Annotated in this window: 20 protein-coding genes; 11 read left to right on the top strand and 9 right to left on the bottom strand. The window is 72.3% G+C overall.

Annotated features, from left to right (window positions below; genetic code table 11):
• Positions 1–41: 41 nt before the first annotated feature.
• A complete protein-coding gene (locus ACY34K_RS05400; RefSeq protein ID WP_462744251.1) occupies positions 42–1,214 on the top strand; it encodes a C40 family peptidase in 1,173 nt (390 codons plus the stop codon).
• A 50-nt stretch (positions 1,215–1,264) separates the two neighbouring features.
• On the opposite strand, the gene ACY34K_RS05395 is transcribed toward ACY34K_RS05400, so the two are convergent.
• Genes ACY34K_RS05395 through ACY34K_RS05375 form a run of 5 tightly spaced genes read right to left on the bottom strand, consistent with a single transcriptional unit; the run spans position 1,265 to position 7,014 of the window.
• Positions 1,265–2,500 (bottom strand): styrene monooxygenase/indole monooxygenase family protein, encoded by a 1,236-nt coding sequence (locus ACY34K_RS05395; protein ID WP_462744249.1) that lies wholly within the window; start codon positions 2,498–2,500, stop codon positions 1,265–1,267.
• A 12-nt stretch (positions 2,501–2,512) separates the two neighbouring features.
• A complete protein-coding gene (locus ACY34K_RS05390) occupies positions 2,513–3,142 on the bottom strand; it encodes a GTP-binding protein (RefSeq protein WP_462744247.1) in 630 nt (209 codons plus the stop codon).
• Positions 3,123–3,518: a DUF742 domain-containing protein gene (locus ACY34K_RS05385; RefSeq protein ID WP_462744776.1), complete on the bottom strand. Its 396-nt coding sequence runs from the start codon at positions 3,516–3,518 to the stop codon at positions 3,123–3,125. Before ACY34K_RS05385 ends, ACY34K_RS05390 begins: the two co-directional genes overlap by 20 nt.
• A 26-nt stretch (positions 3,519–3,544) precedes the next feature.
• Positions 3,545–4,030 (bottom strand): roadblock/LC7 domain-containing protein, encoded by a 486-nt coding sequence (locus ACY34K_RS05380; protein ID WP_462744245.1) that lies wholly within the window; start codon positions 4,028–4,030, stop codon positions 3,545–3,547.
• A complete protein-coding gene (locus tag ACY34K_RS05375) occupies positions 4,027–7,014 on the bottom strand; it encodes a sensor histidine kinase (RefSeq protein ID WP_462744243.1) in 2,988 nt (995 codons plus the stop codon). Before ACY34K_RS05375 ends, ACY34K_RS05380 begins: the two co-directional genes overlap by 4 nt.
• A gap of 367 nt (positions 7,015–7,381) precedes the next feature.
• On the opposite strand from ACY34K_RS05375, the gene ACY34K_RS05370 reads away from it, so the two are divergent.
• A complete protein-coding gene (locus ACY34K_RS05370) occupies positions 7,382–8,185 on the top strand; it encodes a hypothetical protein (protein WP_462744774.1) in 804 nt (267 codons plus the stop codon).
• A 9-nt stretch (positions 8,186–8,194) separates the two neighbouring features.
• On the opposite strand, the gene ACY34K_RS05365 is transcribed toward ACY34K_RS05370, so the two are convergent.
• A complete protein-coding gene (locus tag ACY34K_RS05365; protein WP_462744241.1) occupies positions 8,195–8,677 on the bottom strand; it encodes a MarR family winged helix-turn-helix transcriptional regulator in 483 nt (160 codons plus the stop codon).
• Between the two features lie 220 nt (positions 8,678–8,897).
• Here ACY34K_RS05365 and ACY34K_RS05360 point away from each other — a divergent pair, with 220 nt between their 5' ends.
• The gene (locus tag ACY34K_RS05360) at positions 8,898–9,725 is read left to right on the top strand and encodes a lysozyme (RefSeq protein ID WP_462744239.1); all 828 of its coding nucleotides are present in this window, start codon (positions 8,898–8,900) and stop codon (positions 9,723–9,725) included.
• Positions 9,726–9,791: 66 nt separating this feature from the next.
• Here the strand turns inward: ACY34K_RS05360 and ACY34K_RS05355 are convergent, their stop codons facing one another.
• Complete coding sequence (locus ACY34K_RS05355; RefSeq protein WP_462744237.1) at positions 9,792–12,593, bottom strand: M4 family metallopeptidase; 2,802 nt, start codon at positions 12,591–12,593, stop codon at positions 9,792–9,794.
• Between the two features lie 150 nt (positions 12,594–12,743).
• Here ACY34K_RS05355 and ACY34K_RS05350 point away from each other — a divergent pair, with 150 nt between their 5' ends.
• Together ACY34K_RS05350 and ACY34K_RS05345 are read left to right on the top strand one after the other, a co-directional pair.
• Positions 12,744–13,715 carry a helix-turn-helix domain-containing protein gene (locus tag ACY34K_RS05350; RefSeq protein WP_462744235.1) on the top strand — a complete coding sequence of 324 codons (972 nt, stop codon included), beginning with the start codon at positions 12,744–12,746 and terminating at the stop codon, positions 13,713–13,715.
• Between the two features lie 42 nt (positions 13,716–13,757).
• On the top strand, positions 13,758–14,591 hold the full coding sequence (locus ACY34K_RS05345; protein ID WP_462744233.1) for a trypsin-like serine peptidase: 834 nt from the start codon (positions 13,758–13,760) through the stop codon (positions 14,589–14,591).
• 338 nt (positions 14,592–14,929) lie between these two features.
• Here ACY34K_RS05345 and lon read toward each other — a convergent pair whose 3' ends face one another.
• The gene (lon, locus tag ACY34K_RS05340; RefSeq protein WP_462744231.1) at positions 14,930–17,353 is read right to left on the bottom strand and encodes an endopeptidase La; all 2,424 of its coding nucleotides are present in this window, start codon (positions 17,351–17,353) and stop codon (positions 14,930–14,932) included.
• A gap of 208 nt (positions 17,354–17,561) precedes the next feature.
• Between lon and ACY34K_RS05335 the strand changes: the two genes are divergently transcribed.
• On the top strand, positions 17,562–18,221 hold the full coding sequence (locus ACY34K_RS05335; protein ID WP_462744229.1) for a GNAT family N-acetyltransferase: 660 nt from the start codon (positions 17,562–17,564) through the stop codon (positions 18,219–18,221).
• Here ACY34K_RS05335 and ACY34K_RS05330 read toward each other — a convergent pair.
• Positions 18,218–18,994, bottom strand: coding sequence for a rhomboid-like protein (locus tag ACY34K_RS05330; RefSeq protein ID WP_462744772.1), 777 nt, complete (start codon positions 18,992–18,994; stop codon positions 18,218–18,220). The two genes, ACY34K_RS05335 and ACY34K_RS05330, sit on opposite strands and share 4 nt — an antisense overlap.
• A 187-nt stretch (positions 18,995–19,181) precedes the next feature.
• Between ACY34K_RS05330 and ACY34K_RS05325 the strand changes: the two genes are divergently transcribed.
• From ACY34K_RS05325 to ACY34K_RS05305, 5 genes are all read left to right on the top strand, one after another.
• Entirely contained in the window at positions 19,182–19,862 is a 681-nt protein-coding gene (locus tag ACY34K_RS05325; RefSeq protein ID WP_462744227.1) for a spermidine synthase family protein, read from the top strand.
• An 85-nt stretch (positions 19,863–19,947) separates the two neighbouring features.
• Positions 19,948–20,685 carry a response regulator transcription factor gene (locus ACY34K_RS05320; RefSeq protein ID WP_462744225.1) on the top strand — a complete coding sequence of 246 codons (738 nt, stop codon included), beginning with the start codon at positions 19,948–19,950 and terminating at the stop codon, positions 20,683–20,685.
• Entirely contained in the window at positions 20,682–21,764 is a 1,083-nt protein-coding gene (locus tag ACY34K_RS05315) for a HAMP domain-containing sensor histidine kinase (RefSeq protein WP_462744223.1), read from the top strand. The genes ACY34K_RS05320 and ACY34K_RS05315 overlap by 4 nt, the downstream gene beginning before the upstream one ends.
• 280 nt (positions 21,765–22,044) lie before the next feature.
• Positions 22,045–25,833 carry a multifunctional oxoglutarate decarboxylase/oxoglutarate dehydrogenase thiamine pyrophosphate-binding subunit/dihydrolipoyllysine-residue succinyltransferase subunit gene (locus ACY34K_RS05310; RefSeq protein ID WP_462744221.1) on the top strand — a complete coding sequence of 1,263 codons (3,789 nt, stop codon included), beginning with the start codon at positions 22,045–22,047 and terminating at the stop codon, positions 25,831–25,833.
• 117 nt (positions 25,834–25,950) lie between these two features.
• Positions 25,951–26,133, top strand: coding sequence for a DUF6104 family protein (locus ACY34K_RS05305; protein ID WP_019075209.1), 183 nt, complete (start codon positions 25,951–25,953; stop codon positions 26,131–26,133).
• Positions 26,134–26,137 lie beyond the last annotated feature (4 nt).

Genomic DNA, 26,137 nt, shown 5'->3' with positions numbered 1-26,137 from the left:
TACGAATCACCGCCACATGCATTTCGGTGGGAGGTGATGACATGTCAGTACGCCCGGTCGTCCGGGAGCGCGTGGCCGTGTGCACGGCGGTCTGCACGGCGGCGCTGGTCGCGGCGCTGCCCATGGCCCCGGCGGTCGCCGAGCCCTCCCCCGCTCCCCCGCCCGCCTCCGGCCCGCCGTCGGCCGCCGGCTCGCTGCCGGTGATGCTGGGCCGGCTGCGCACCCTGTACCAGCAGGCGGAGGAGGCCACCGAGGCGTACAACGCCGCCGAGGAGGAACTGAAGGCCCACACGGCGGAGACGACGAGGCTCACCGGCGATCTCACACGCACGAGGGACGCTCTGGCGGAGAGCCGGATGGCGGCGGGGCGGCTCGCCCGGGCGCAGTACCAGGGCCGCCTCGGCTTCTCCTCGTCCCTCCAGCTGCTGCTCTCACGCGACCCCGACCACGCCCTGGACCAGAACCACCTCGTCCGCCGCGCGGCGCGCGAACAGGCGGCGACCGTGATCCGGCTGCGGACCGGCGAACGGCGGGCGGACGAGCTCGCCACGGCGTCGCGCCGGGCGCTGGACCGGCAGCAGACGCTCGCCGCACGGCAGAAGGAAGCCCGGGACAGCGTCCAGGAGCGGCTGCGGGAGGTCGAGCAGATGCTCGCCGCCCTGTCACCGGAGCAGGCCGACGAGCTGACCGAGCTGGAGGACGCGCAGACGGCCGACGCGCAGGAGGAGCTCCTCGCCACCGGTGACCTCGACGACACACTGACCCCGTCGGAGGAGGGCGACGAGGCGCTGGAGTACGCGACCCGGCAGATCGGCAAGCCCTACGTGTGGGGCGCCGAGGGGCCGGAGTCGTTCGACTGCTCCGGTCTCACCTCCCGCGCGTGGGCCGCGGCGGGCCGGACGATCCCGCGCACCAGCCAGGAACAGTGGCGCACTCTCCCGCGGGTGCCGCTGCGGGCACTGCGCCCCGGTGACCTGGTCGTGTACTTCCCCAAGGCGACCCATGTGGCGATCTACCTCGGCAAGGGCCTGGTGATCCAGGCGCCCCGGCCCGGCGCCCGTGTCAAGGTCTCGCCGATCGCCGCCAATCCGCTGCTGGGCGCCGTGCGCCCGGACCCGGCGGCCCGTCCGCTGGCGGCGTACACCCCGCCGGAGCTCCCCGGAGACGCGGCGGCCGGCTCCGACGAGGGGTACGACGGAGTCGCCGGGGGCTGACGCCCCCTGCACCCCCACTCCGGACCACCGGGATCCGGGGCTCCGCTCGGCTACGCGGGGGTGACCGACGCCAGGTACGCCGCCGTCCTCTCCGGGTCGTAGAAGTAGTCCTCGAAGTCCGAAGGGTCGTTGAAGCCGTTGGCGAACCGGTCGGCGACCGGCTGGAGCTGCCCGGCCGCGCCGATCAGGTTCAGCACGTGCTCCGGCGGGACGCCCAGCATGGCGTTCGTCCACTTGGTGACGTGCCGCGCCGTCTCCCAGTAGCGGTCGAACGTCTGACGCATCCACGCCTCGTCGAACGGCTTGTCCCCCTGCTCGACGATGGAGGCCAGGTAGGAGGCGGCGCACTTGGAGGCGGAGTTGGAGCCCTGGCCGGTGATCGGGTCGTTGGCGACGACGACGTCCGCGACGCCGAGGACCAGCCCGCCGCCGGGCAGCCGGCCGACCGGGTTGCGCACCGTCGGGGCGTACCGCCCGGCCAGCGTGCCGTTGGCGTCGGTCAGCTCCGCCTTCGTCGCCCGCGCGTACTCCCAGGGCGTGAACTTCTCCATCAGCTCCAGGGTGAGTGCCAGGTGCTCCGCCGGGTCCCTGACGCCCTGGAAGACGTCGAGCGGCCCGCCCGGGACGCCCTCCCAGAACAGGATGTCGGCCCGGCCGCCGGTGGTGAGCGTCGGCATGACGAACAGTTCACCGACGCCCGGTACCAGGTTGCAGCGCACGGCGTCGTAGTCCGGGTGCTCGGGGCGCGGGCCGAGCCCGTGGACGTAGGAGACGGCCAGCGCGCGCTGCGGCTCGGCGTAGGGCGAGCGGGCCGCGTCACGGCCGAACATCGACACCAGCTCGCCCTTGCCGGCCGAGACCAGGACGAGGTCGTAGGTGCGGGAGAAGTAGTCCAGGTCGGAGACCGCCGCGCCGTGGATCACCAGCTGGCCGCCGCGCTGGGCGAAGGTCTCCATCCAGCCGGCCATCTTCACCCGCTGGTCCACGGACTGGGCGTAGCCGTCGAGCCTGCCGACCCAGTCGACGACCCGCTCGGACCCGGGCCCCGCGACGGAGACGCCGAGGCCCTCGATGCGGGGGGCCTGGGACTCCCAGAAATTGATGCCGAGGTCCCGCTCGTGCTGCAGGGCGGTGTGGAACATGCACTGGGTCGACATGACCCGGCCGGTCCGGATCTCGTCCGCCGTGCGGTTGGACATCAGGGTGACCTCGTAGCCCCGCGTCTGGAGGCCGAGGGCGAGCTGGAGCCCGGACTGGCCGGCTCCGACGACGAGTATCTTCCGCATCGGGTTCTTTCCTTACTCGGGAGTGGCTTCGAGGGCCCGGGCGACGAGTGCCAGAAGCGACTCGATGACGGTGATCCGGCTGCGGGCGTCCATGACGACGACCGGTACGTCCTTCGGCACCGTGAGCGCCTCGCGGACGTCCTCGGCGTCGAACAGTTCGGTGCCCTCGAAGTGGTTCACGGCCACGATGTACGGCAGGCCGCAGCTCTCGAAGTAGTCGAGGGCGGGGAAGCAGTCGGTCAGCCGGCGCGTGTCCGCCATCACCACGGCGCCGATCGCGCCGCGCACCAGGTCGTCCCACATGAACCAGAAGCGCTGCTGGCCGGGCGTGCCGAAGACGTACAGCACCAGTTCGTCGTCGAGGGTGATGCGGCCGAAGTCCATCGCGACGGTGGTGGTGAGCTTCCCGGGTGTCGCGGTGAGGTCGTCGGTCTCCTCGCTCGCCCGCGTCATCAGCGCTTCCGTCTGCAGCGGTGTGATCTCGGAGACCGCCCGGACGAACGTCGTCTTCCCGACCCCGAAGCCGCCGGCCACGACGACCTTGGTGGCGACGGGGGCCCGGCTGTGGTCGAGCTGCCAGGCCTGCAGCCCCTCCTCCGGGACGTCGGAGAGGTGCGGGACGTCAGAGACGGCGGAGCCCACTGAGCACCCTTTCGAGCAGTGCGCGGTCGGGTCGGCCCTCGCCGTGGCCGGTCCCGTACACACGGATCCTTCCCTGGTCGGCCAGATCGCTGAGAAGCACCCGGACGACTCCCAGCGGAATCCGGAGCAGTGCGGAGATCTCGGCGACCGTCCGCATCCGGCGGCAGACCTCGACGATGGCCCGCATCTCGGGCATGACGCGCGCGAGGGCGCCGCCCGTGGTGAGTTCCCTGCGGTCTTCCGGTGCTTCGAGCGCGGCGACGAACGTCTCGACGAGGAGGACGTGGCCGAAGCGGGTGCGACCGCCGGTGAGCGAGTACGGGCGGACGCGGGCGGGGCGACGCCCTTCCCCGCGTACGGGCAGCTTGGCGTTCATGCCGGCGGCGGAGGCGGAGATCGACGTCACTGGGCACTCTCCATCGACTTGCGCAGCTCGCTGCGGAGTTCGGGGGTGAGGACGTGTCCGGCGCGGCCGACGAAGAGCGCCATGTGGTAGGCGACCACGCTCATGTCGCAGTCGGGGGTGGCGTGGACGCCGAGCAGGGAGCCGTCGCTGATGGACATCACGAAGACGCTGCCCTCGTCCATGGCGACCATGGTCTGCTTGACGCCGCCGCCGTCCATGAGCCTGGCGGCGCCGATGGTGAGGCTGCCGATGCCCGAGACGATGGTGGCGAGATCCGCGCTGGAGCCCCGGGGGCCGTCGGGGCGGCCGGGGGTGGAGGGGGCGGTGTGCCCGTCCGGGTCCGAGGACAGCAGCATCAGCCCGTCGGACGAGACGACGGCGACGGAACGGACCCCTGGCACCTCCTCGACGAGGTTGCCGAGCAGCCAGTGGAGATTTCTGGCCTCGCTACTGAGTCCGAATGTGCCGGTCGTCGCAGTCAACTGCGTGCCTCCTCGACTGTCTCCCCCGTCTCTTCGGTCGGTACTGCTTCCATCTGCCGGGTCGTTTCCGCGATCTCCGCCTCGGCGTCGCGGCGGCCGTCCTTGGCGCCCTGGTGGAACCCGCCCAGCCGACGGCGCAGCTCGCTCGCGTCGACCCCGCCCGTGCGCTCCGCGCGCGGGGCGCCGGACTGCACGACCTTGGGCGTCCGCTTGGGCAGCCCCTTGTCGGTGACGCGTTCCGACTCGGGCTCGCGGGGCTCACCGCCGGCGGCCTCGCCGTCCCCGGGCCGGTCGTGGGCGTCGGGTCCGATCGCGTAGGGGCCGGACCCGTCGCCCTGCGGGGTGTCCGCGGCCTCGGGTCCGGAGTCCCCGGCCGGGGCCTCTTCCCGGGCGGGCTGGGCGTCCGGTCCGGGGGCGGTCTCCTGGTGCGGGAGCGCGTGGTGCTCGGGCTCCGGCTCGGGCTCCTGCTCGCCCTGGCCGACCGCACCGGGCTCCGGGGCCGGGCTCACCACGCGCACCTGCAGGGTCGTCTCGGGGTTGTCCTCTCCCGGCGCCCGCTCATCGGCTGCCGGAGCGGCCGGTTCGTCCTCGTCGGTCGTGTCGGTGGCGTCCAGCGCCTCGGTGGCGTCCGGCGCCTCGGTCGCGTCCGGCGCGTCCACGACCGGATCGGACGCGGCGTCCCCGGGCACCGCCTCCTCGGACGCTTCCTCTGAAGCTTCCTCCGGCTCGGCGTCCCCGGGGGCGGCCTGCGCGCCCGCCAGAGGGTCACCGGCGTCCCGGGTGCGGCTGCCCGGCAGCGTGTTGGAGTTGGCCTCGGCGACCGAGCCGGGCAGGTTCAGGGTGGGCACGGTGGCCCCGACCGTGACGGACGGCGGCACGGCGTTCGCCGGCGCCTCGGGGAGCAGGGCGGTCGGGAGGACGACGACCGCGGCCACTCCGCCCTGCTTCTGGTCGCGCAGCTGGACCCTGACGCCGTGCCGGGCGGCCAGCAGCGCGGCGACCCGGATGCCGAGCCCCTCGCCCTCCTGGTCGTCGTCGGTGGCCGGGTCGGGGTCGGCGAGCCGGGTGTTGAGCTCGGCCAGCCGGCCCTCGGTGATGCCGATGCCCTCGTCCTGGACGGACAGCATGACCTCACCGCTCTCCAGCAGCCAGCCGGAGAGCTGGACCTGCGCGTCCGGCGGGGAGAAGGAGGTGGCGTTCTCCAGCAGCTCGGCCAGCAGATGGCTGAGGTCGTCCGCGGCGAACCCGGCGACGTGCGCGTGCGGGGGCAGCGACTGGATGGTGACCCGCTCGTACCGCTCGATCTCGCTGACGGCGGCGCGCAGGACGTCCACCAGCGGCACCGGTCCGTGGTGGGCGTGGCTGTGCTCGTGACCGGCCAGGATCAGCAGGTTCTCGCTGTGCCGGCGCATGACCGTGGCCATGTGGTCGAGCTTGAAGAGGGTGGAGAGCCGCTCGGGGTCCTGCTCGCGCTCCTCCATCTTCTCGATGACGCCGAGCTGCCGCTCGACGAGACCGAGCGTGCGGAGGGAGAGGTTGACGAAGGTGTGGTGGACGGTGTGGCGCAGCCGCTCCAGCTCGGCGGTGACCTCGGCGGTCCGCTCGCGCAGTTCGGCGCGCTGCCCGGCCAGCTCGGCGGCGAGGGCCTCGCGGGCGCCGGTCAGGTCGGCGCGGTCGCCGTCGAGCTTCTCGGCGCGGGCACCGAGGTCGAGCAGCTTGCCGTGCAGGGTGTTGAGGGACCGTACGACCTGGGCGAACTCGTCGTTGCGGCCGGTGAAGCGGACCGGCTCCTCGATTTCCGGGGCGCCGGCGACGCGCGCGGCGCCGATGCGCAGCACGGCGAGCGGGCGGGTCAGGGTGCGGGCGACGGCGGTGGAGACGCCGACGGCGATGAGCAGGCAGCCGCCGAGCAGGGCGATGCGGAGCTCCAGCGCGGTGACGTCGTCGTCGCGCAGCCGCTCCATGTGCTCGACCCGGCCGGTGGCGAGCGCGGATTCGACACCGCGCATCTGCTCGATCCGGGCGGTGAGCGCGGCGTCCAGCTTCTCCCGGTCGGTCCCGCGCTCCGCCTTGGACAGTTCGGGCTGGTCGGTGAGGCGGGCGAGGTAGGCCTCGGCGCTCTTGACCTCGGGGCCGGTGACGGTGCCGGCGAGGGAGTCGCGGGCCTCGGGGTCGGCGGCCTGGTCGAAGTCGGCGAGGGCGGCCTGCTCGCGGACGCGAGCCTGCTGGGCGGCGGCGCTGAGGGCGCCGCGATTGCGGTCGGCCTCGTCGCCCGCCGGGTCCTCCTGCTCGACGTACCGGCCGGTGATCGGGTCGAAGACGGTGCCGGTGCTCTTCCTGCCGGGTACGGCGAGGGCACCGAGGAGCAGGCCGCGGGTGGCGGAGGCCTGTTCGACCGCCTGTCCGAGTTCGGCGGGGGCGCGGGTGCCGGTGAGCTCCGCGCGGGCGGGTGTCCGGTCGGCGAGTTCGGCGGCGAGGGCCTGGAGCTTGGCGATGACGGCGGTGTAGGCGCGGTGGGCCTCCAGGGCGGAGCCCTTGCCGGTGAGGGCGGCGCGCCGGATGGCGGGCACGGTGGCGAGCTCGCGGCGCAGTTCGTCGGGCGCGGCGCCGTGGATCTCGTCTATCTGCCGGTCGACGCGGGCGCTGCGGCTGCCGTCGGACGTGGCGGCGCCCTCGCCGCCCTTGGCGTTGCCGCCGGGTCCGTCCTTCTTGTCGTCCCGGCCGCCCGCGACGTACGCGGTGACCTCGTCGCGCTCGTCGGCGAGGGAGTGGGCGAGGGTGACCGCCTGCCGGTTGAGCTGGGCGAGGGTGACGAGCCGCTGGGAGTCCGTCAGGTCGCCGGACGCGGCGAGGACGGCGGGGGTGCCGGCTCCGACGACGGTGATGCCGACGAGCGCCACACCGGCGACGAGCCGGCTGCGTACGCGTACGCTGCGGCCGCCCGGGGCCTGGGGGTCGCCGGGAGTGTCACTGCGCTTCTGCACCGGTGCTCACATTCTTGAACTCGTCCGCCCATGAAGCAGGGGTGACGACCGGTCATTCGAGAAAGCGCTCCCACCCCTGGTACGGCCTCCGACCATTCCAGCGCTTTTCTCGAACGGGACTCGCGTCGGCCACTCCGCCACCCGAACGAGTGAACAACACTCCTGAGTTGGCGAACAACTCCCGTGGGTGCGTGGGACCGGTGCCGCCGGGGGTGCGGGTTGGAACTTCCGGGCGGGCTTTGGCAGGATGCGCGCCCGCATCTTCTCGGAGCCTCCGATTCCGACCCCTGCGCATACTCTGACCTGGTGGTACAGGCCAATTTCAGCCTGTTGTCCACGGTGTGAAGGAGTCATGCAGACTGGGGTGATGCAGACCGAGATCGCTTCCGTGCCGGGCAGCCCCGAACGCCCCAACGAGGACTGGTCTTCCGTGGCTCTTCCAGCGTCGGGCCGGGGCGGAGTGGTGGTGCTCCTGGACGGGGTGACACCACCGGAGGGTGACGACGGTTGTGTGCACGGCGTGCCGTGGTTCACCGCCCGGCTCGGCGGGGCGCTGACCGAACTGTCCGGTTCGCGGGCGGATCTGACACTGGCTGAGATCCTGGCGGAGGCAATCCGGCGCACCGCGGGGGCCCACCGGAACACGTGTGACCTTTCTCACGTACGAACGCCTCAGGCGACGGTGGTCATGGCGCGCTGGGGCGCCGAGGCGGTGGAGTATCTGGTCCTGTCCGACTCGACGCTGCTGCTGGAGTCGCCGGACGGGACGGTACGGGCGGTCCTGGACGACCGGCTGGTCCGGCTGCCGCCGGGTTCCCTGGTGAGCGCGGAGATCGCCGACGCGACCGTGCGGAACAAGGAGGGGGGCTTCTTCACGGCCGCGGCCGACCCCTCGGTGGCCGCCCTCGCCGTGACGGGCCGTGTCCCGCTGACCGCCGTCCGGGCGCTGGCGGCACTGACGGACGGGGCGGCGCGATGGACGGAGACGTTCGGGGCGGGCGACTGGACCGACCTGTTCCGGGTGCTGCGCAAGGAGGGGCCGCGTGGCCTGATCGCGCGGGTCCGTGAGCTGGAGGCGGCGGAGGCGGCGAACACCGCGCGCGCCCGGCCCCGCCGGGGCAAGGTCCATGACGACGCGACCGCGGTGTTCGCCGAGCTCCGGCTCGTCTGAGGGGCGCCGTCAGGCCTCCGCCCGGGTGTTGAGCTGGTGCAGCAGCCGGGCGAGCTCGGCGACCTCGGCACGGTCCCAGCCGGCGAGCTTGCGGACGTAGCGGGCGCGGCGGGCGTCGCGTACGCGGCGGAAGCGGTCGCGGCCCTCCTCGGTGAGGCGCACGAGCGAGGCCCGGCCGTCGGCGGGGTCGGGGTCCCGGACGACCAGGCCGAGCACCTCCAGGGCGCGCAGTTGCCGGCTCATGGTCGCCTTGCCGACGCCGAAGTACCCGGCCAGGTCGGTGGCCCGCTGGCTGCCCGCCTCGTCCAGCCGGACGAGGAGGCCGTAGGCGGCGGGTTCCAGCTCGGGGTGGACTTCGCGGGCCATTTCACCGGACGACGCGCGGGCGCGGCGCAGAAAGACCGCCAATTCCCTTTCCAGGGCGAGGTATTCCTCGTCCACACCATTCTTTCCGTGGGACTCCGGGCCACTCCCCGTACCGCTTCCGTGCACGTCAGCACCCCTCGCGCGCTTTCCGATCGCTGAAAGTTTCTTTCCCGCGCCGCCATTGCCGCAGCTCGGCACAGTATTTCGCAGGCGTAGACCAACGGCGCCACTCCGACCCCCTTCCGTGGCGCGGGTCTACGTGCGTAGCGTTCTTATGACATGTCCACACCATTACCCGGGGCGTGTCGTCCTCCCCACCCCCACCGAGGCCTTTCGGAGGCACGCAATGACCGTGCACAGATCCGGAACGACCCGTCTCAGAAGATTCCCCGCCACGGCCGCGGCCCTCCTCGCGGTCCTGGTCCTCGTCCTCTCCCTCCCGGGCGCGGCGACCGCCGCCGACAAGCCCGCCCGGGGCACCGCCCACATGGGTATGGGCGTCGCCGCCCACGACGGAGTGGGCGGCCTCCCGCCGGACTCCCGAGCCGTCCAGACCGAGGGCGTGGACGTCTCCAGCCACCAGGGCAACGTGAACTGGTCCGCCCTGTGGACCAGCGGTGTGAAGTGGGCCTATGTGAAGGCCACCGAGGGGACGTACTACCGGAACCCCTACTTCGCGCAGCAGTACAACGGCTCCTACAACATCGGCATGATCCGCGGCGCCTACCACTTCGCCACCCCCGACACCACGACGGGCACCGCCCAGGCCGACTACTTCGTCGGCAACGGCGGCGGCTGGTCCCGCGACGGAAGGACCCTGCCGGGCGCCCTGGACATCGAGTGGAACCCGTACGGTCCGGCCTGCTACGGCAAGAGCCAGTCCGCGATGGTGAGCTGGATCCGCGACTTCCTGAACCGCTACAGGTACCGCACCGGCCGTGACGCGGTGATCTACACCGCCACCAGCTGGTGGAAGCAGTGCACGGGCAACTACGGCGGCTTCGGGGCCTCCAGCCCGCTCTGGGTGGCCCGCTACCACACGACCGTGGGCGAGCTCCCCGCCGGCTGGGGCTACTACACGATGTGGCAGTACACGTCCTCCGGCCCGATCGTCGGCGACCACAACAGGTTCAACGGCGCGCAGGACCGGCTGCAGGCCCTCGCCAACGGCTGAGGCGCGGACGGAAGGGGAGGACCCCCGGCGCACCGGCGCCGGGGGTCCTCGTCACGGACCGTGCGGTCAGCCGCACCGGCCTGCCGGGCGGGACCGGGTGACCAGGTTGGTCCAGCCCGTCGTGGCGTCGATCCAGACGACCTGGGCGCCCGTCACCGCGGCGGGGGAGATCTGTTCGCCGCGGTTGCAGGAGACCCGCTCCTTGCGGGAGCCGTCGGTGGTCAGCTGCCACAGCTTCGGCAGCGACTCGTTCGTGAGGGTCGCGGAAGGGGTGGCGGCGGCGACCGTGACCGCCGTCTCCGAGACCGTCAGGTCGAGGGAACGCAGGGCGCCGGGCTTGGCCTCGGAACTGATGTCGAAGGCCGAGGTCCCGTCGAGGTTCGCGCGGCGGATGCCCATCTGCCCGTCGTCGGCGAGGTTCTCGTCGGTCAGCCAGAAGACGTTGCTGCCGTTGATGCCGGTCTGGCCGATGCCCCACGGCTCGCCGAGCTGCTCGGTGAGCGTCGTCCGGTTCGTCTTCAGGTCGTAGATCTCGACACCGAGCCGGTACTCCTCCGGCGCCGGGTACAGCTTGGCGTAGGCGATCCTGCCGTCGGACACCGAGGCCAGCCCGGTGGCCAGCTCGTAGCGCCCGCCGTCGACGAACGTGGGCTCCCGGTCACCGGGGCGGAGGAAGCCGACATGGCGCCCGCCGAGGATGTCGCCCGTCTCGAAGACGGTCACCCCGTCGTCGATGCGCACGCCGGCCACGTCCGTCGCGGCGCTGTACAGCTTCTTGATGGGCCCGCCGGAGAGCGGACGCGACAGCAGGTCGACGGAGGTCGCGCTGTACGCCGCCCAGACGACGGTCCTGCCGTCGGTCGCCGGGTAGACGTGGTAGCGGCCGTCGTTGGGGCTGATCAGCTTGGGGGTGCCCGCGCCGTCCGCCCGTCCCGCGTAGACGGAGTACGGCTCGGAGCCCTCGTCGTTCGACTTGGACGTGACCCACCAGCCGCCGCCGGCCTGGACACCGGTGCCGGCGATGTTAAGCCTGCCGAACAACTCGTCCGTGTCGACGCCCAGCGCCTGCTCCCAGCCGGGGACGACGCCGTGGGCGTTGAAGGAGCGCTTGGTGGTGTTCAGCTCCCGGGTCGTGGCGCCCAGGTCCTTGGCCGCCGCGAGGACCGCGTTGCGGGCGTCGGTGAAGCCGTCGAGCGGCGTCATGTACTCGGTCAGGGCCTTGTACACGATCCGGTCGGCGAGCTCGCCGCCAAGGTCCCGGCGCATGTCCCACAGGGCGCCGGAGAAGATGGTGGAGTTGAGGTGGACGCCGCCGTTGTCGGTGCCGAAGGCCACACCGAGGAAGTTCTTCGACGTGGTGGCGCCGTCGTCGAGGTCGCGCAGGGCACACGCGCGGGGCGTGCCGGCGCGGCAGAGGTCCTCGCCGATCAGGCCGGCGTCCGGGTGGTCCATGGTCAGGCCGGACCGGGTGACGTCGATGGCGTTGCCGAAGTAGTCGGCGATGGCCTCGTTGAGGGCACCGGACTGGCCGGCGTACACGAGGTTCGCCGTGTTCTCGACGACGCCGTGGGTCATCTCGTGGCCCACGACGTCCAGGTCGGCGGAGAGCGGCCGGTAGGTGTCGTCGCCGGAGCCGTACACCATCTTGGATCCGTCCCAGAAGGCGTTGACGTACGGCTGGCCGAAGTCGGTGACCCCCACCACGGAGTTGACGGCCGTGCCGCGGCCGTCGAGGCCGTTGCGGGCGTGCTGCGTCCGGTAGTAGTCGTAGACCTGCCCGGCGGCCCAGTGGGCGTCGACGGCGCCCGCGTCGGTGGCGTCCTTGCCGAACTCGGCGGTGGCGGAGCCGAACTCCCCCAGCCCGGACGGCCAGGTGCCCGCGACGTCGTTCACGTCCTTGCCGCGCCCGTCCCAGGTGGTGAGCGGGTTCTTGGTGCTGTCCGCCATCCGCGCGTGGTCGGACAGCAGGTACCGGTCGCCCTTCTTGTACACGTTGAGGTCGACCTTGGTTCCGTTCAGCAGTGTGCCGCTGCCGGCGGAGCCGGGGTGCGGGGCGCCCGGGTCGTCGGCGGCCCGGGCGCCGGCCGGAGCGGCGCCGCCCGCCGTCCTCGGCGGGGCGACGGTCTTGATGCCGCTGTACTGCAGGAGCGGGTAGCCGGCCCGCGCGTCGACGTAGACCTGCTGGAGCACCGGCGCGCCGGTCGCCGGGTTCGTGCCCCGTACGGTCACGTGGTACGCGAGGACGCCCTCGCCGCTCGGGATCACCACCAGCCCGCGGGCCGTTCCGCTCAGCGGCTGGGTGCGGGAGGGCGCGGCCTTGCCGAGCCGGTGGCCGCCCACCCGTTCCAGGGTCGCGGTGACCGCGCGGCGTACCGCGACGTCCTGGGCGACGGACGGCTCGGTGCCGGTGTCGAGACCCGTGAAGTACTTGCCGGAGGTACCGGTGACGACCCGCTTGCCGCGTTCGGTCTCCATCCGCACCAGGTACTGGCCGCCGAGCACCGGCACGCCCCGGTGCTTCTGCTGCAGCCGTACGGTCTCCTCCCCGCCGCGCTTCAGGGTCTGTACGGGGGCGAGATCACGCCCCGGCTCGGCGATCTTGTAGCGGCCCTCCCTGGCGGCGAGATGGCCGCGGGCGGCGTCCGCGGGGCTCGCCTTCGCGTCCACCGCCTCGCGGATCCCGTCCACCAGGGCGGGGGTCTCGGTCCGCGCTCCCGGAACGACGTCGGCCGGCGGTGCGGCGGCCGGCGGGGTCGCCGCCAGGGCCGGAACCGCGGTGATCAGAAGGCCCGCGGCGGCGAGCAGTGCCGCTCCCGACGCCCCGGTCCGTATGCCGGCTCTCGCCGCGTGTGGCTTGCGTTCGCGCACAGTACGTACCCCTCCCACGTGCTGGTCAGCCGTACAGGTGGTCATGGCCATTGCAAGTGCTGGGACGTCAGGGCGGCAATGAGACAGGGGTGTTGAGAAGTGGACACGCACACTTGTGGGTCCCGTGAGGGCGGCGTGAGAATCCGGTGCATGATCCAGGGGGAACTGACCACTCTTGGCCTGGGCGAAGTCGAGCAGCGGGCGTACGAGGCACTGCTGGGGGAACGGGCGGACGGGCCGGACGAACTGGCCCGCCAGCTGGGGCTGGAGCGGGCGCGGCTCGACACCGCGCTCGACCGGCTCGTGGAGCACGGCTTCGCACGGCGGACCGACCCGCCCCACGAGGACGGCCTGCCGCAGCCCGCGGCCCCCGCGGCCGCCATCCGCACGCTCATCCACCGTCGCCAGGCGGAACTGCACCTGCGCTCGGCCGAGCTGGAGCGATTACGGATGACCGCCGACCGGCTGGCGGGCCGGCTGCCGCCGGACGCGGCCGCCACCGGCGGCGTGGAGGTGGTGACCGGCCGGCGGGCGATCGGCGAGCGGGCCGGCCGGCTCCTCGCGGCCGCCGCGCGGGAGGTGCTGGTCCTCGACCGGTCCCTGCCCGCCGGCCTCGGCGTCGAGTCGCTGCTGGCCCGCGGTGTCCGGGTGCGGGCGGTGCTCGACCGGGCGGGCCTCGCACAGCCCGGCCGGGCGCGGGCGCTGGCCGCCCTGGCGGAACGGGGACTGCGGCTGCGGCTGGCCGCCGCCGTGCCCACCCGGCTGACCGTGGTGGACCGCCGGGTCACGCTGGTGCCGCCGGCCGACGCCGCCGATCCGGAGGCGGCCGCGCTGGTGATCGGAGACGGCCCGCTGCGCTCCGCGCTGGTGCCGCTGTTCGAGACCGCGTGGGAGCGGGCCACCCCGCTGGGCACCGGCGGGGGTGCGGCGCCGCCGGGTCAGCAGCGGGAGTTGCTGGCACTGCTGGCCGCCGGGCTCAAGGACGAGGCCATCGCCCGCCGGCTGGGCGTCCATGTGCACACCGCGCGGCGGCGGATCAGCCGGCTGCTGGAGTCGCTGGACGCGCGGACCCGGTTCCAGGCGGGGGCGCAGGCCACCCTGCGGGGCTGGCTGGAGCCCTGACCGTACTCCCGGAGAACGCTCTGATCGGCAAGGATGGGGCGCATGCACTGGAAGAGGCCGTCGCTGTGGACCGTTGTCGCAGCCACCGTCATGACCGCCGCCTGCGGGTGCGCCGCGACCTCGCACTCGGCTCCGCGCCCTGCCGGGGACGCGGACGCCGGCACCGCGGCCGCGAGACCGCCCGCCGCCGCGCCCTCACCGCAGCGCTCGGCCGTGCCGTCCGCCGGGCTGAAGTCGGTCGGCGTGCTGCTGGACGGTGAGGAGCACTGGTGCACGGCGAGCGTCGTCGACAGCCCGGGCCGCAACATCGTGGCCACCGCCGCGCACTGTGTCTTCGAGTACGGGACGTACGCGGAAGGCATCGCCTTCGCACCCGCCTTCCGGGGCGCCGGCAAGGGCTCCGCCCCGTACGGGACGTGGAAGGTCGCCGCCATCCAGGTCGACGACAGGTGGCGCAAGAACGGGGACGAGTCGGCCGACTTCGCGTTCCTGACCCTGGAACCCGACGCCAAGGGGCGCGATGTGCAGGACGTCGTGGGGGCGGCGACGCCCGACTGGGCGTCACGGCCGCAGCGCCGGGTGACGGTGGTGGGTTACCCCAACCCGGAGCACAACCCGGACAACCGCCCCATCACCTGCACGACCGACGCCCGCCACGACGCCGACCAGCCCGCCGCGATGGTGCGCATCGAGTGCGCCGGGTTCTGGGACGGCACCAGCGGCAGCCCGTGGCTGGCCGACTACCGCGACCCGGCGCACCCGGGCCGGATGATCGGCGTCCTGAGCGGCGGTGACACGGACACCGAGTCCACGGCGGTGCTCTTCGACGCGAAGGCGCGGGCGCTGTACGACCGCGCGGTGGCGGAGAAGCCCTGACCGGTCACGCCCGGAACCCCCCGCGGCGGGCAGCACCGCGGGGGGGGTTCCGTGCGCCGGTGGCGCCCTGGGCGGAGGCCCGGTGGCCGAGGCCCGGTAGCCGAGGCCCGGTAGCCGAGGCCCGGTGGCCGGTCGCCGGTGGCCGGTCGCCGGTCGCCGGTCGCCGGTCGCACGGTGCCCCGGCGAGCGGTGCCCCCGTGGCCACCGGCGGGCACCGCTCGTCGCGGTCAGCCCCGGGCGGTGCGCGGTGGGCGAGCCCGCGGCTCTCGGCGCGGCCGTGCGCGCCCGGGACGTCCCTCTCGGGGTCGCCCCTGGCCGGGCGGGGCGCGCGGGGCGGGTCAGGCTGCCAGGGGCAACGCCGACCTGGCGGGGGACAGCGCCAGCTCCAGCACCTGCCGGACGTCCGTCACGGGGTGGACCTCCAGCTTGTCGAGGATCTCGGCGGGGACGTCGTCCAGGTCCGCCTCGTTCCTCTTGGGGATGATCACGGTCGTGATGCCGGCCCGGTGCGCGGCCAGCAGCTTCTGCTTCACGCCGCCGATCGGCAGGACACGTCCGGTCAGCGACACCTCACCGGTCATGGCGACTCCCGTCCGGACCGGTCGCCCGGAGAGCAGCGACGCGAGCGCCGTCGTCATGGTGATGCCGGCGCTCGGGCCGTCCTTGGGGACCGCGCCCGCCGGGAAGTGGATGTGCACGCCCCGGTCCTTCAGTCCGGTGACCGGGAGCTCCAGTTCGGCACCGTGCGAGCGCAGGAAGCTCAGCGCGATCTGCGCGGACTCCTTCATCACGTCCCCGAGCTGGCCGGTCAGGGTGAGGCCCGCCGCGCCCGTCTCGGGGTCGGCCAGCGACGCCTCGACGAACAGGACGTCGCCGCCCGCGCCGGTGACCGCGAGTCCGGTGGCCACGCCCGGTACGGCCGTGCGCCGCTCGGCCGGGTCCTGCGCGGACTCGGGCACATGGTGCGGGCGGCCGATCAGCTCGCGCAGATCGCCGTCCGTGACGGTGAGCGGGAACTCTCGCTCGCCCAGTTCGTGCTGGGCGGCGACCTTCCGCAGCAGCCGGGCGATCGACCGCTCCAGGTTCCGTACGCCCGCCTCCCGGGTGTACTCCCCCGCGAGCTTGCGCAGGGCCGGCTCGTCGAGGGTCACTTCACCGCTCTCCAGGCCCGCCCGCTCCAACTGGCGCGGGAGCAGGTGGTCGCGGGCGATGACGACCTTCTCGTCCTCGGTGTATCCGTCGAGGCGGACCAGCTCCATCCGGTCGAGCAGCGCCTCGGGGATGGCCTCCAGGACGTTCGCCGTGGCGAGGAAGACCACGTCGGACAGGTCGAGTTCGACCTCCAGGTAGTGGTCGCGGAAGGTGTGGTTCTGCGCCGGGTCGAGGACCTCGAGGAGGGCGGCCGCCGGGTCGCCGCGGAAGTCGGAGCCGACCTTGTCGATCTCGTCGAGCAGGACGACCGGGTTCATGGACCCGGCCTCCTTGACGGCGCGGACGATACGGCCGGGCAGCGCGCCGACGTACGTACGCCGATGGCCGCGGATCTCCGCCTCGTCCCGCACGCCGCCGAGGGCCACCCGGACGAACTTGCGCCCCATGGCGTGGGCGACGGACTCTCCGAGCGAGGTCTTGCCGACGCCCGGCGGGCCGACCAGCGCGAGCACCGCGCCGCCGCGGCGCCCGCCGACGACGCCCATTCCGCGGTCGGCGCGCCGCTTGCGTACCGCCAGGTACTCGGTGATCCGTTCCTTCACGTCGTCGAGGCCCGCGTGTTCGGCGTCGAGGACGGCCTTGGCGCCCCGGATGTCGTAGCTGTCCTCGGTGCGTTCGTTCCAGGGGAGTTCCAGCACCGTGTCGAGCCAGGTGCGGATCCAGGAGCCCTCGGGGCTCTGGTCACTGGACCGCTCCAGCTTCTCGACCTCCTTGAGGGCGGCGTCGCGCACCTTCCCGGGGAGGTCGGCGGCCTCGACGCGGCTGCGGTAGTCGTCGGACTCGTCCCCGTCCGCCTGGCCGTTGAGCTCGCGCAGCTCCTTGCGCACGGCTTCGAGCTGGCGGCGCAGCAGGAACTCGCGCTGCTGCTTGTCGACGCCCTCCTGGACGTCCTTGGCGATGGACTCGGCGACGTCCTGCTCGGCGAGGTGCTCGCGCAGCTGTTCGGTGGCGAGCTTGAGCCGGGCGACCGGGTCCTCGGTCTCCAGCAGGGCGACCTTCTGTTCCACCGTCAGGAAGGGTGAGTATCCGGAGTTGTCGGCCAGGGCGGAGACGCCGTCGATCTGCTGGACGCGGTCGACGACCTGCCAGGCGCCGCGCTTCTTCAGCCAACTGGTGGCGAGGGCCTTGTACTCCTTGACGAGTTCGGTGACCGCGCCGGGCAGCGGGTCGGGCAGGGTCTCCTCGACCACGGCGCCCTCGACCCACAGGGCGGCGCCCGGTCCGGTGGTGCCCGCGCCGATGCGGACGCGGCCGCGGCCGCGGATGAGCGCGCCGGGGTCACCGTCGGAGAGCCGTCCGACCTGCTCGACGGTGCCGAGGACACCGGTGCCCGCGTAGGTGCCGTCGACGCGGGGCACCAGCAGCACGCGCGGCTTCCCGGACCCAGGCCCGCTGGACCGGGCGGCGGCTTGTGCGGCCTCCACCGCGGCTCGTACCTCCGTGTCGGACAGGTCCAGCGGCACCACCATTCCGGGCAGCACGACCTCGTCGTCGAGCGGCAGCACGGGCAGGGTCAGGACGTCGTTGTAGGACGAGGACTCAGCAGCCATGATCTCCCCTTAGGCAGCGAAGTTGAGCTGTACCGACTCAATGCCTCACGCCTCCGGGATGTTCCCCGGGGCGCGTTCGCTCTGAGCGATCACCGCCCCGCCCGCGACGGAAGGCGGCTTGACGCCCTCTCAGATCGGGGCGGTACCGCCAGGACTCCGGACCGCCGAAACCCTGGCTTCACGACGGCCCTCCGTGTGTAATAGACCCATGGACAGTTCAGCCATTACAGCAGCGTGGGTCCGGGGATGGGCCGTGTCCCGCGGCACGCCCCCGCCCGTCGAGGAGCCCTGGGGCCACCGCATCGACGTCGGTCTGCCGCACCACGTGTTCCGGCACGTGCTGCCGGAACCGGACGAGATCTCCGTGGGCAAGCTCTGCCGGGACGTCACCGAGCCGAACGCCTGGCTCAAGGTCCTCGCGGAGCCCGGGGAGGTCACCGGCTGGATCACGCCGGACTGGACCGTCCCGGACGACCCCGGCTTCATGATGTTCACCGAGCTGCGAGCGGCGGCCGCACCCGCGCCGCCCGCCGGATACACCGTGGAGGACGAGGACACGGGCGGCGTCTTCCGGGTGCGCGTCCTCGCGGCCGACGGCACGCTCGCCGCCCGCGGCCAGATGGCGGCGACCGGCGCCACGGCGGTGATGGACCAGATCGAGACACACCCCGGCCACCGGCGCCGGGGCCTCGGCCGCCTCGTCATGCGCCGGTTGCAGACGGCCGGCGCCGAGACGGGGGCCGTGACCGGAGTGCTGAGCGCCACCACCGACGGCCGCGCCCTGTACAGCGCCCTGGGCTGGCGGTACCAGGGCCCGCTGACCGGGATCGTGCGGAACGCCCGGCCCGATCGAGAAGAAGCGCCCTAGGTGGGCATGGGTGCCGCCCGCCGCACCAGCGGCCAGCCGGCGATGCCGATCAGCAGGGCCAGCGGATGTCCCCAGTTGGTGAGCGGGTCCTCGAAGGCCAGCAGGTCGTGGAGGAGCAGCACCGACACCCACGCCAGCACGACGGCCCGCACCACCGGGGTGAGCAGCCCGGCCAGCGCACCGACGCTCGCCATCAGCCCGAAGCTGATGCCGTAGTCCAGGCGGTGCAGCGAGCTGCCGGGCAGGTGGCCGGCCAGGACGGACAGGGCGACCGGGATCTCGGTGGCCAACGTGGCCACCACGTGCCCCACCAGGAAGACGGCGGCCGCGCGCCACGCCCCGATGCGCCGCTCCAGCGCGGTCAGGACGAACACGAACGCCACGGCGTACGGCGACAGCAGCCCGCCCGCCACCCACAGGGCACTGGCGGCCAGCACCAGCAGCGGGGTCCGGGACAGATGGGCGACGTCCGTGCTGGAGGCCCGCAGCAGGGCGGAGACGGTTTCGGGGTCGCCGAACTCCGCGAAGAGCGACGAGGCGATCAGCAGGAGCGTGTAGCAGAAGGTGAACGGCGTACCGATGGGGCCGGGAAGCAGCCGGACGGCCGTGCGCCACCACGCCCCGGCGGGAGCGGGGGCGCACCCCGGGACGGGCGGCCCCGCGGGGGGCGCGGCCGCGGCGGTCCGCTGGCGCGGCACGGCGTTCAACAGCGCCGCGCCGTCGCGCACCACGCCGCGCGTCCCGCCTGTCTCACGCCTCTCGCGCGTTCGCAGCTGATGCACCGCGAGGCCCCTTCGTTCGACGAACCCCCCGGTCCACCCTGCCCCCACTCAACGCGATCATCCGTGCGATCACCAACGCGGGCGCCCATGATCTGGATCACACCGCACAACCTTCGCCGCGGCCGGGGCGTCGCGAAACCGGCCCGCCCACCGGGGCCGTCTCAGTAGGCTGAGGATCATGGCTCAGACGCTCGACCGACGTGAAGGACCGTACGGCGAAGTGGTGCTGCGGCAGCGCGGCGACGACTTCGAGATCATCGCCAACGGCACCTTCCTGATGGACACTTCCGACGGCCGTTCGGAACGGCTGCTCGTCGACGCCGCCCGGGACGCGCTGGGGGCCCGTCCCGGAGGCGCCGCGGCGGGCGAGGGGCCCGCCGTCCTCATCGGCGGCCTCGGGGTGGGCTTCTCGCTCGCGCACGCCGCGGCCGGCCCCCACTGGGGCCGCATCGCCGTGGTCGAGCGCGAACAGGCCATCATCGACTGGCACCGGGAGGGACCGCTCGCCGCGATCTCCGGCACTGCGCTCGCCGACCCGCGCACGGTCCTGATCCACGCCGACCTCGTGTCCTACGTCCACACGTCGCCCGACCGGTACGACGCCCTGTGCCTGGACATCGACAACGGCCCCGACTGGACCGTCACCGAGGACAACGACAGCCTCTACTCACCGGCCGGTCTGGCCGCCTGCGCGGCCCGGCTGCACCCCGGCGGGATTCTCGCCGTGTGGTCCGCCCAGCCCTCCGCCGATTTCGAAGAGTCATTGCGGAATGCCGGATTCACCGGGGTAAGAACCGAAGAGGTCCCGGTTGCCCGGGGCGTACCGGACGTGGTCCACCTCGCCGTTCGCCCTGCGTAGCCGGGACCCGGTCGGTGCCTTTACGCTGCTGACCGAACACACGGATCTACACGCGGTTCGCGCACGGCGCGACAGGGGCGGGGCGATGGAGCAGACACACACCACCCACACCGGCACCACGGTCGCGCCTGGTGCTCAGCGCCGAGTGCTGGTCGTCGAGGACGACAACACGATCGTCGATGCCATCTCCGCCCGGCTGCGGGCCGAGGGCTTCCTGGTGCAGACGGCGACCGACGGCCCGGCGGCCGTCGACGCGGCGGAGGCCTGGCAGCCGGACCTGATGGTCCTCGACGTCATGCTGCCGGGCTTCGACGGCCTGGAGGTGTGCCGACGGGTACAGGCGCAGCGTCCGGTACCGGTGCTGATGCTGACCGCACGGGACGACGAGACCGACATGCTGGTCGGGCTCGGGGTCGGCGCGGACGACTACATGACCAAGCCGTTCTCGATGCGCGAGCTGGCCGCCCGGGTGCACGTACTGCTGCGCCGGGTGGAGCGGGCCGCGCTGGCCGCGGTGACGCCGCGCAGCGGCATCCTGCGCCTGGGCGAGCTGGAGATCGACCACGCCCAGCGCCGGGTCCGGGTGCGCGGCGAGGACGTGCACCTCACCCCGACCGAGTTCGACCTGCTGGTCTGCCTGGCCAACACACCGCGCGCCGTCCTCTCGCGCGAGCAGCTGCTCGCCGAGGTGTGGGACTGGGCGGACGCCTCGGGCACCCGCACGGTGGACAGCCACATCAAGGCGCTGCGCCGGAAGATCGGCGCCGAGCGCATCCGCACGGTCCACGGCGTCGGCTACGCGCTGGAGACGCCCGCGCCATGAGTTCGCTCCGGTCCCGGCTGCGCTCCGTCTCGATCTCGATCAAGACCAAACTGGGTTCACTCGTCGTCGTCTCGGTCTTCATCACGACCGGCCTGCTGATGGTGGCCCTGCGCACGGAGACCGAGCTCCGTTTCATCACGGTGTTCTCGGTGATCGCCACGCTGCTGATCACCCAGTTCGTGGCGCACGGCCTGACCGCGCCGCTGGACGAGATGAACACGGTCGCCAAGTCGATCTCGCACGGCGACTACACGCGCCGGGTGCGCGGCGCCGGCCGCCGCGACGAGCTCGGCGACCTGGCCTCCACGATCAACCGCATGGCGGACGACCTGGAGGCGGTGGACCAGCACCGCAAGGAGCTGGTGGCCAATGTCTCGCACGAGCTGCGCACGCCCATCGCGGCGCTGCGGGCGGTGCTGGAGAACGTCGTGGACGGGGTCTCCGCGGCCGATCCCGAGACCATGCGTACGGCGCTGAAGCAGACCGAGCGGCTGGGCCGGCTGGTCGAGACGCTGCTGGATCTGTCACGGCTCGACAACGGTGTCGTACCACTCCGGTCGCGGCGCTTCGAGGTGTGGCCCTATCTGTCCGGCGTGCTGAAGGAGGCCAACCTGGCCGCCGCGCAACGCGCCCTGAGCTCCGGCTCGGGCAATCACACCCGCACCGACGTCCATCTGCACCTGGACGTGTCGCCGCCGGAGCTGACCGCGCACGCGGACGCGGAGCGGCTGCACCAGGTGGTGGCGAACCTGATCGACAACGCGGTGAAGCACTCGCCGCCGCACGGCCGTGTCACCGTACGGGCCAGGCGCGGGCCGCAGCCCGAGTCGCTGGACCTGGAGGTCGTGGACGAGGGCCCCGGCATCCCCGAGTCCGAACGGCACAAGGTCTTCGAGCGGTTCAACCGGGGCAGCGTCACGGCGCCGCACGGGCCGGGCAGCGACGGCGGCACGGGACTGGGGCTGGCGATCGCCCGCTGGGCGGTCGATCTGCACGGCGGCCGTATCGGGGTGGCCGAATCCGCACGTGGATGCCGGATTCTGGTCACTCTTCCAGGGATCCCCCAGCAGCGCGGTTGACGTAGGGTTCGAACCGGACGGGCTGCTTCTGCGAGGACATATGCAGGAGATGCCCGGACGAGGTCGGGCTTGCACGCCATCGCGGGCGTGTGGCGATGCTGTCGCGTACCCGATCGCGGGTGAACCACGCTTGTTTCCCGCCATTCCCGGCCGCGAAACCAAGGTTTCCGTGTGATGTACGCGACGATGGCACGCCCGGTCTGCACCTCCCGGCCAGGGAGGCGTAGCCTTTATTTCCGCTGTCCATCACCTTGTGAAGCGGAAGAGGGCGGTTGCCGCCGTGTCGTCTCAGTCCCCCAGTAACTCGAGCACTTCGACCGACCAAGACGGGCAGGGTCTGAACCCTGCCGCCGCGTTCGGTGCCAATGAGTGGCTCGTCGACGAGATCTACCAGCAGTACCTCCAGGACCCGAATTCGGTCGATCGTGCCTGGTGGGACTTCTTCGCCGACTACAAGCCGGGCACCGCCGGCTCGGCGGACAAGCCCGCGGGCGAGGGAGCCGCAGCCGCGGGGGCTGCGGGTACCGCGACCCCCGCCGCCCCGGCCCCGGCGACCCCGGCCCCGGCGACTCCGGCCCCGGCGCAGCCGGCAGCAGCGGCTCCCGCACAGACCGCTGCCGCCCCCGCTCCCGCCGCCCCGGCCGCCAAGCCCGCCGCCGCCAAGCCCGCCGCGAAGGCCGCTCCCGCGGCCGAGGCCCCGGCCGGCCCCGAGCTCGTGACGCTGCGCGGCCCCGCCGCGGCCGTGGCGAAGAACATGAACGCCTCGCTGGAGATGCCGACGGCCACGTCCGTCCGCGCCGTCCCGGTGAAGCTGCTTTTCGACAACCGCATCGTCATCAACAACCACCTCAAGCGCGCCCGCGGCGGGAAGATCTCCTTCACGCACCTCATCGGGTACGCGATGGTGCAGGCCATCAAGGCCATGCCGTCCATGAACTGGTCCTACGCGGAGAAGGACGGCAAGCCGACCCTGGTCAAGCCCGACCACGTGACCTTCGGTCTGGCCATCGACCTGGTGAAGGCCAACGGCGAGCGCCAGCTGGTCGTCGCCGGCATCAAGAAGGCCGAGACGCTGGGCTTCTTCGAGTTCTGGCAGGCGTACGAGGACATCGTCCGCCGCGCCCGGAACAACAAGCTGACGATGGACGACTTCACCGGCGTCACCGTCTCGCTGACCAACCCCGGCGGCCTGGGCACCGTCCACTCCGTGCCGCGGCTGATGCCCGGACAGTCCGTCATCATGGGCGTCGGCTCGATGGACTACCCCGCCGAGTTCCAGGGCACCTCCCAGGACACCCTGAACAAGCTGGGCATCTCCAAGGTCATGACGCTGACCTCGACGTACGACCACCGGGTCATCCAGGGTGCCGCGTCGGGCGAGTTCCTGCGGATCGTGGCCAACTTCCTCCTCGGCGAGGACGGCTTCTACGACGAGATCTTCAAGTCGCTGCGCATCCCCTACGAGCCGGTCCGCTGGCTCAAGGACATCGACGCGTCGCACGACGACGACGTCACCAAGGCCGCCCGCGTCTTCGAGCTGATCCACTCCTACCGGGTCCGCGGCCACGTCATGGCCGACACCGACCCGCTGGAGTACCGCCAGCGCAAGCACCCCGACCTGGACATCACCGAGCACGGCCTCACCCTGTGGGACCTGGAGCGGGAGTTCGCGGTCGGCGGCTTCGGCGGCAAGTCCATGATGAAGCTGCGCGACATCCTCGGCGTGCTGCGCGACTCGTACTGCCGCACCACCGGCATCGAGTTCATGCACATCCAGGACCCCAAGCAGCGCAAGTGGATCCAGGACCGCGTCGAGCGCCCGCACTCCAAGCCGGAGCGCGAGGAGCAGCTGCGCATCCTGCGCCGGCTGAACGCCGCGGAGGCGTTCGAGACGTTTCTCCAGACCAAGTACGTGGGCCAGAAGCGGTTCTCGCTGGAGGGCGGCGAGTCCGTCATCCCGCTGCTCGACGCGGTCATCGACTCGGCTGCCGAGTCGCGCCTGGACGAGGTCGTCATCGGCATGGCCCACCGCGGGCGCCTCAACGTCCTCGCGAACATCGTCGGCAAGTCGTACGCGCAGATCTTCCGCGAGTTCGAGGGCAACCTCGACCCGAAGTCGATGCACGGCTCCGGCGACGTGAAGTACCACCTCGGCGCCGAGGGCACGTTCACCGGCCTCGACGGCGAGCAGATCAAGGTCTCCCTGGTCGCCAACCCCTCGCACCTGGAGGCGGTCGACCCGGTCCTCGAAGGTGTCGTCCGCGCCAAGCAGGACGTCATCAACAAGGGCGGCACGGACTTCACCGTCCTGCCGGTGGCCCTGCACGGTGACGCGGCCTTCGCCGGCCAGGGTGTCGTCGCCGAGACGCTCAACATGTCGCAGCTGCGCGGCTACCGCACCGGCGGCACGGTCCACATCGTCATCAACAACCAGGTCGGCTTCACGGCGGCGCCCGAGTCGTCCCGCTCCTCCATGTACGCCACGGACGTGGCCCGCATGATCGAGGCGCCGATCTTCCACGTGAACGGTGACGACCCGGAGGCCGTGGTCCGCGTGGCGCGGCTGGCCTTCGAGTTCCGCCAGACGTTCAACAAGGACGTCGTGATCGACCTCATCTGCTACCGCCGCCGCGGTCACAACGAGGGCGACAACCCGCAGTTCACCAACCCGCAGATGTACAGCCTGATCGACAAGAAGCGCTCGGTGCGCAAGCTGTACACCGAGTCGCTGATCGGCCGCGGCGACATCACGCTGGAAGAGGCGGAGCAGGCGCTCCAGGACTTCCAGGGCCAGCTGGAGAAGGTCTTCGCGGAGGTCCGCGAGGCGGTCAGCAGCCCCGCCCCGGCGCCCAGCCCGGAGCCCCGGGCGGAGTTCCCGGTCGCCGTCTCCACCGCGGTCTCCCAGGAGGTCGTGAAGCGGATCGCCGAGTCGCAGGTCAACATCCCCGAGCGGATCCAGGTCCACCCGCGTCTGATGCCGCAGCTGCAGCGCCGCGCGGCCTCCGTCGAGGACGGCACGATCGACTGGGGCATGGGCGAGACCCTCGCCATCGGCTCGCTGCTGATGGAGGGCACCCCGGTCCGGCTCGCCGGCCAGGACACCCGCCGCGGCACCTTCGGCCAGCGCCACGCGGTGCTGGTGGACCAGGAGACCGGCGAGGACTACACCCCGCTGCTGTACCTCTCCGAGGACCAGGCCCGCTTCAACGTCTACGACTCGCTGCTCAGCGAGTACGCGGCGATGGGCTTCGAGTACGGGTACTCGCTGGCGCGTCCCGAGTCGCTGGTCATGTGGGAGGCCCAGTTCGGTGACTTCGTCAACGGCGCGCAGACCGTCGTCGACGAGTTCATCTCCTCGGCCGAGCAGAAGTGGGGCCAGACCTCCGGCGTCACGCTGCTGCTGCCGCACGGCTACGAGGGCCAGGGCCCGGACCACTCGTCCGCCCGCCCCGAGCGCTTCCTCCAGCTGTGCGCGCAGAACAACATGACGGTCGCCATGCCGTCCCTGCCGTCGAACTACTTCCACCTCCTGCGGTGGCAGGTGCACAACCCGCACCACAAGCCGCTGGTCGTCTTCACCCCGAAGTCGATGCTGCGCCTCAAGGCGGCCGCGTCCAAGGCGGAGGAGTTCACCACGGGCGGCTTCCGCCCGGTCATCGGCGACGCGTCGGTGGACGCGAACGCGGTCCGCAAGGTCGTCTTCTGCTCCGGCAAGGTCTACTACGACCTCGAGGCCGAGCGGCAGAAGCGCGGTGTCACGGACACGGCGATCATCCGGCTCGAGCGTCTGTACCCGCTGCCGGGTGCGGAGCTCCAGGCCGAGATCTCCAAGTACCCGAACGCCGAGAAGTACCTGTGGGCCCAGGAGGAGCCGGCGAACCAGGGTGCCTGGCCGTTCATCGCGCTCAACCTGATCGACCACCTCGACCTGGCGGTCGGCGCGGACATCCCGCACGGCGAGCGCCTGCGCCGCATCTCGCGTCCGCACAGCTCCTCCCCGGCGGTCGGCTCGGCCAAGCGCCACCAGGCGGAGCAGGCCCAGCTGGTCAGCGAGGTCTTCGACGCCTGAGCGGAGCCTCAGCGGTAGCTGTCGGGCCCGGCCCCCACGAGGTGACTCGTGGGGGCCGGGCCTTTTCCCGCGCCCTTACCCTGAAGGGGTACACCCCGTCCGTACCAGGAGCATGTCTTGTACTTCACCGACCGTGGCATCGAGGAGCTGGAGAAGCGGCGCGGCGAGGAGGAGGTCACCTTCGAGTGGCTCGCCGAGCAGCTGCGTACGTTCGTCGACCTCAACCCCGACTTCGAGGTACCAGTCGAGCGCCTGGCGACGTGGCTGGCCCGGCTCGACGACGAGGACGACGACGAGTAGAGGG

Source organism: Streptomyces sp. STAM6 (assembly GCF_054963715.1).
The sequence above is the reverse complement of the archived record's forward strand: the minus strand, read 5'-3'. Positions and strand labels throughout refer to the sequence as shown.

Coding starts and splice junctions, on each gene's coding strand:
- ACY34K_RS05350 (WP_462744235.1), top strand. CDS start 12,744: ATGATCCAGGGGGAACTGACCACTCTTGGCCTGGGCGAAGTCGAGCAG.
- ACY34K_RS05320 (WP_462744225.1), top strand. CDS start 19,948: ATGGAGCAGACACACACCACCCACACCGGCACCACGGTCGCGCCTGGT.
- ACY34K_RS05370 (WP_462744774.1), top strand. CDS start 7,382: ATGCAGACCGAGATCGCTTCCGTGCCGGGCAGCCCCGAACGCCCCAAC.
- lon (WP_462744231.1), bottom strand. CDS start 17,353: ATGGCTGCTGAGTCCTCGTCCTACAACGACGTCCTGACCCTGCCCGTG.
- ACY34K_RS05315 (WP_462744223.1), top strand. CDS start 20,682: ATGAGTTCGCTCCGGTCCCGGCTGCGCTCCGTCTCGATCTCGATCAAG.
- ACY34K_RS05345 (WP_462744233.1), top strand. CDS start 13,758: ATGCACTGGAAGAGGCCGTCGCTGTGGACCGTTGTCGCAGCCACCGTC.
- ACY34K_RS05335 (WP_462744229.1), top strand. CDS start 17,562: ATGGACAGTTCAGCCATTACAGCAGCGTGGGTCCGGGGATGGGCCGTG.
- ACY34K_RS05400 (WP_462744251.1), top strand. CDS start 42: ATGTCAGTACGCCCGGTCGTCCGGGAGCGCGTGGCCGTGTGCACGGCG.
- ACY34K_RS05395 (WP_462744249.1), bottom strand. CDS start 2,500: ATGCGGAAGATACTCGTCGTCGGAGCCGGCCAGTCCGGGCTCCAGCTC.
- ACY34K_RS05385 (WP_462744776.1), bottom strand. CDS start 3,518: ATGAACGCCAAGCTGCCCGTACGCGGGGAAGGGCGTCGCCCCGCCCGC.
- ACY34K_RS05325 (WP_462744227.1), top strand. CDS start 19,182: ATGGCTCAGACGCTCGACCGACGTGAAGGACCGTACGGCGAAGTGGTG.
- ACY34K_RS05360 (WP_462744239.1), top strand. CDS start 8,898: ATGACCGTGCACAGATCCGGAACGACCCGTCTCAGAAGATTCCCCGCC.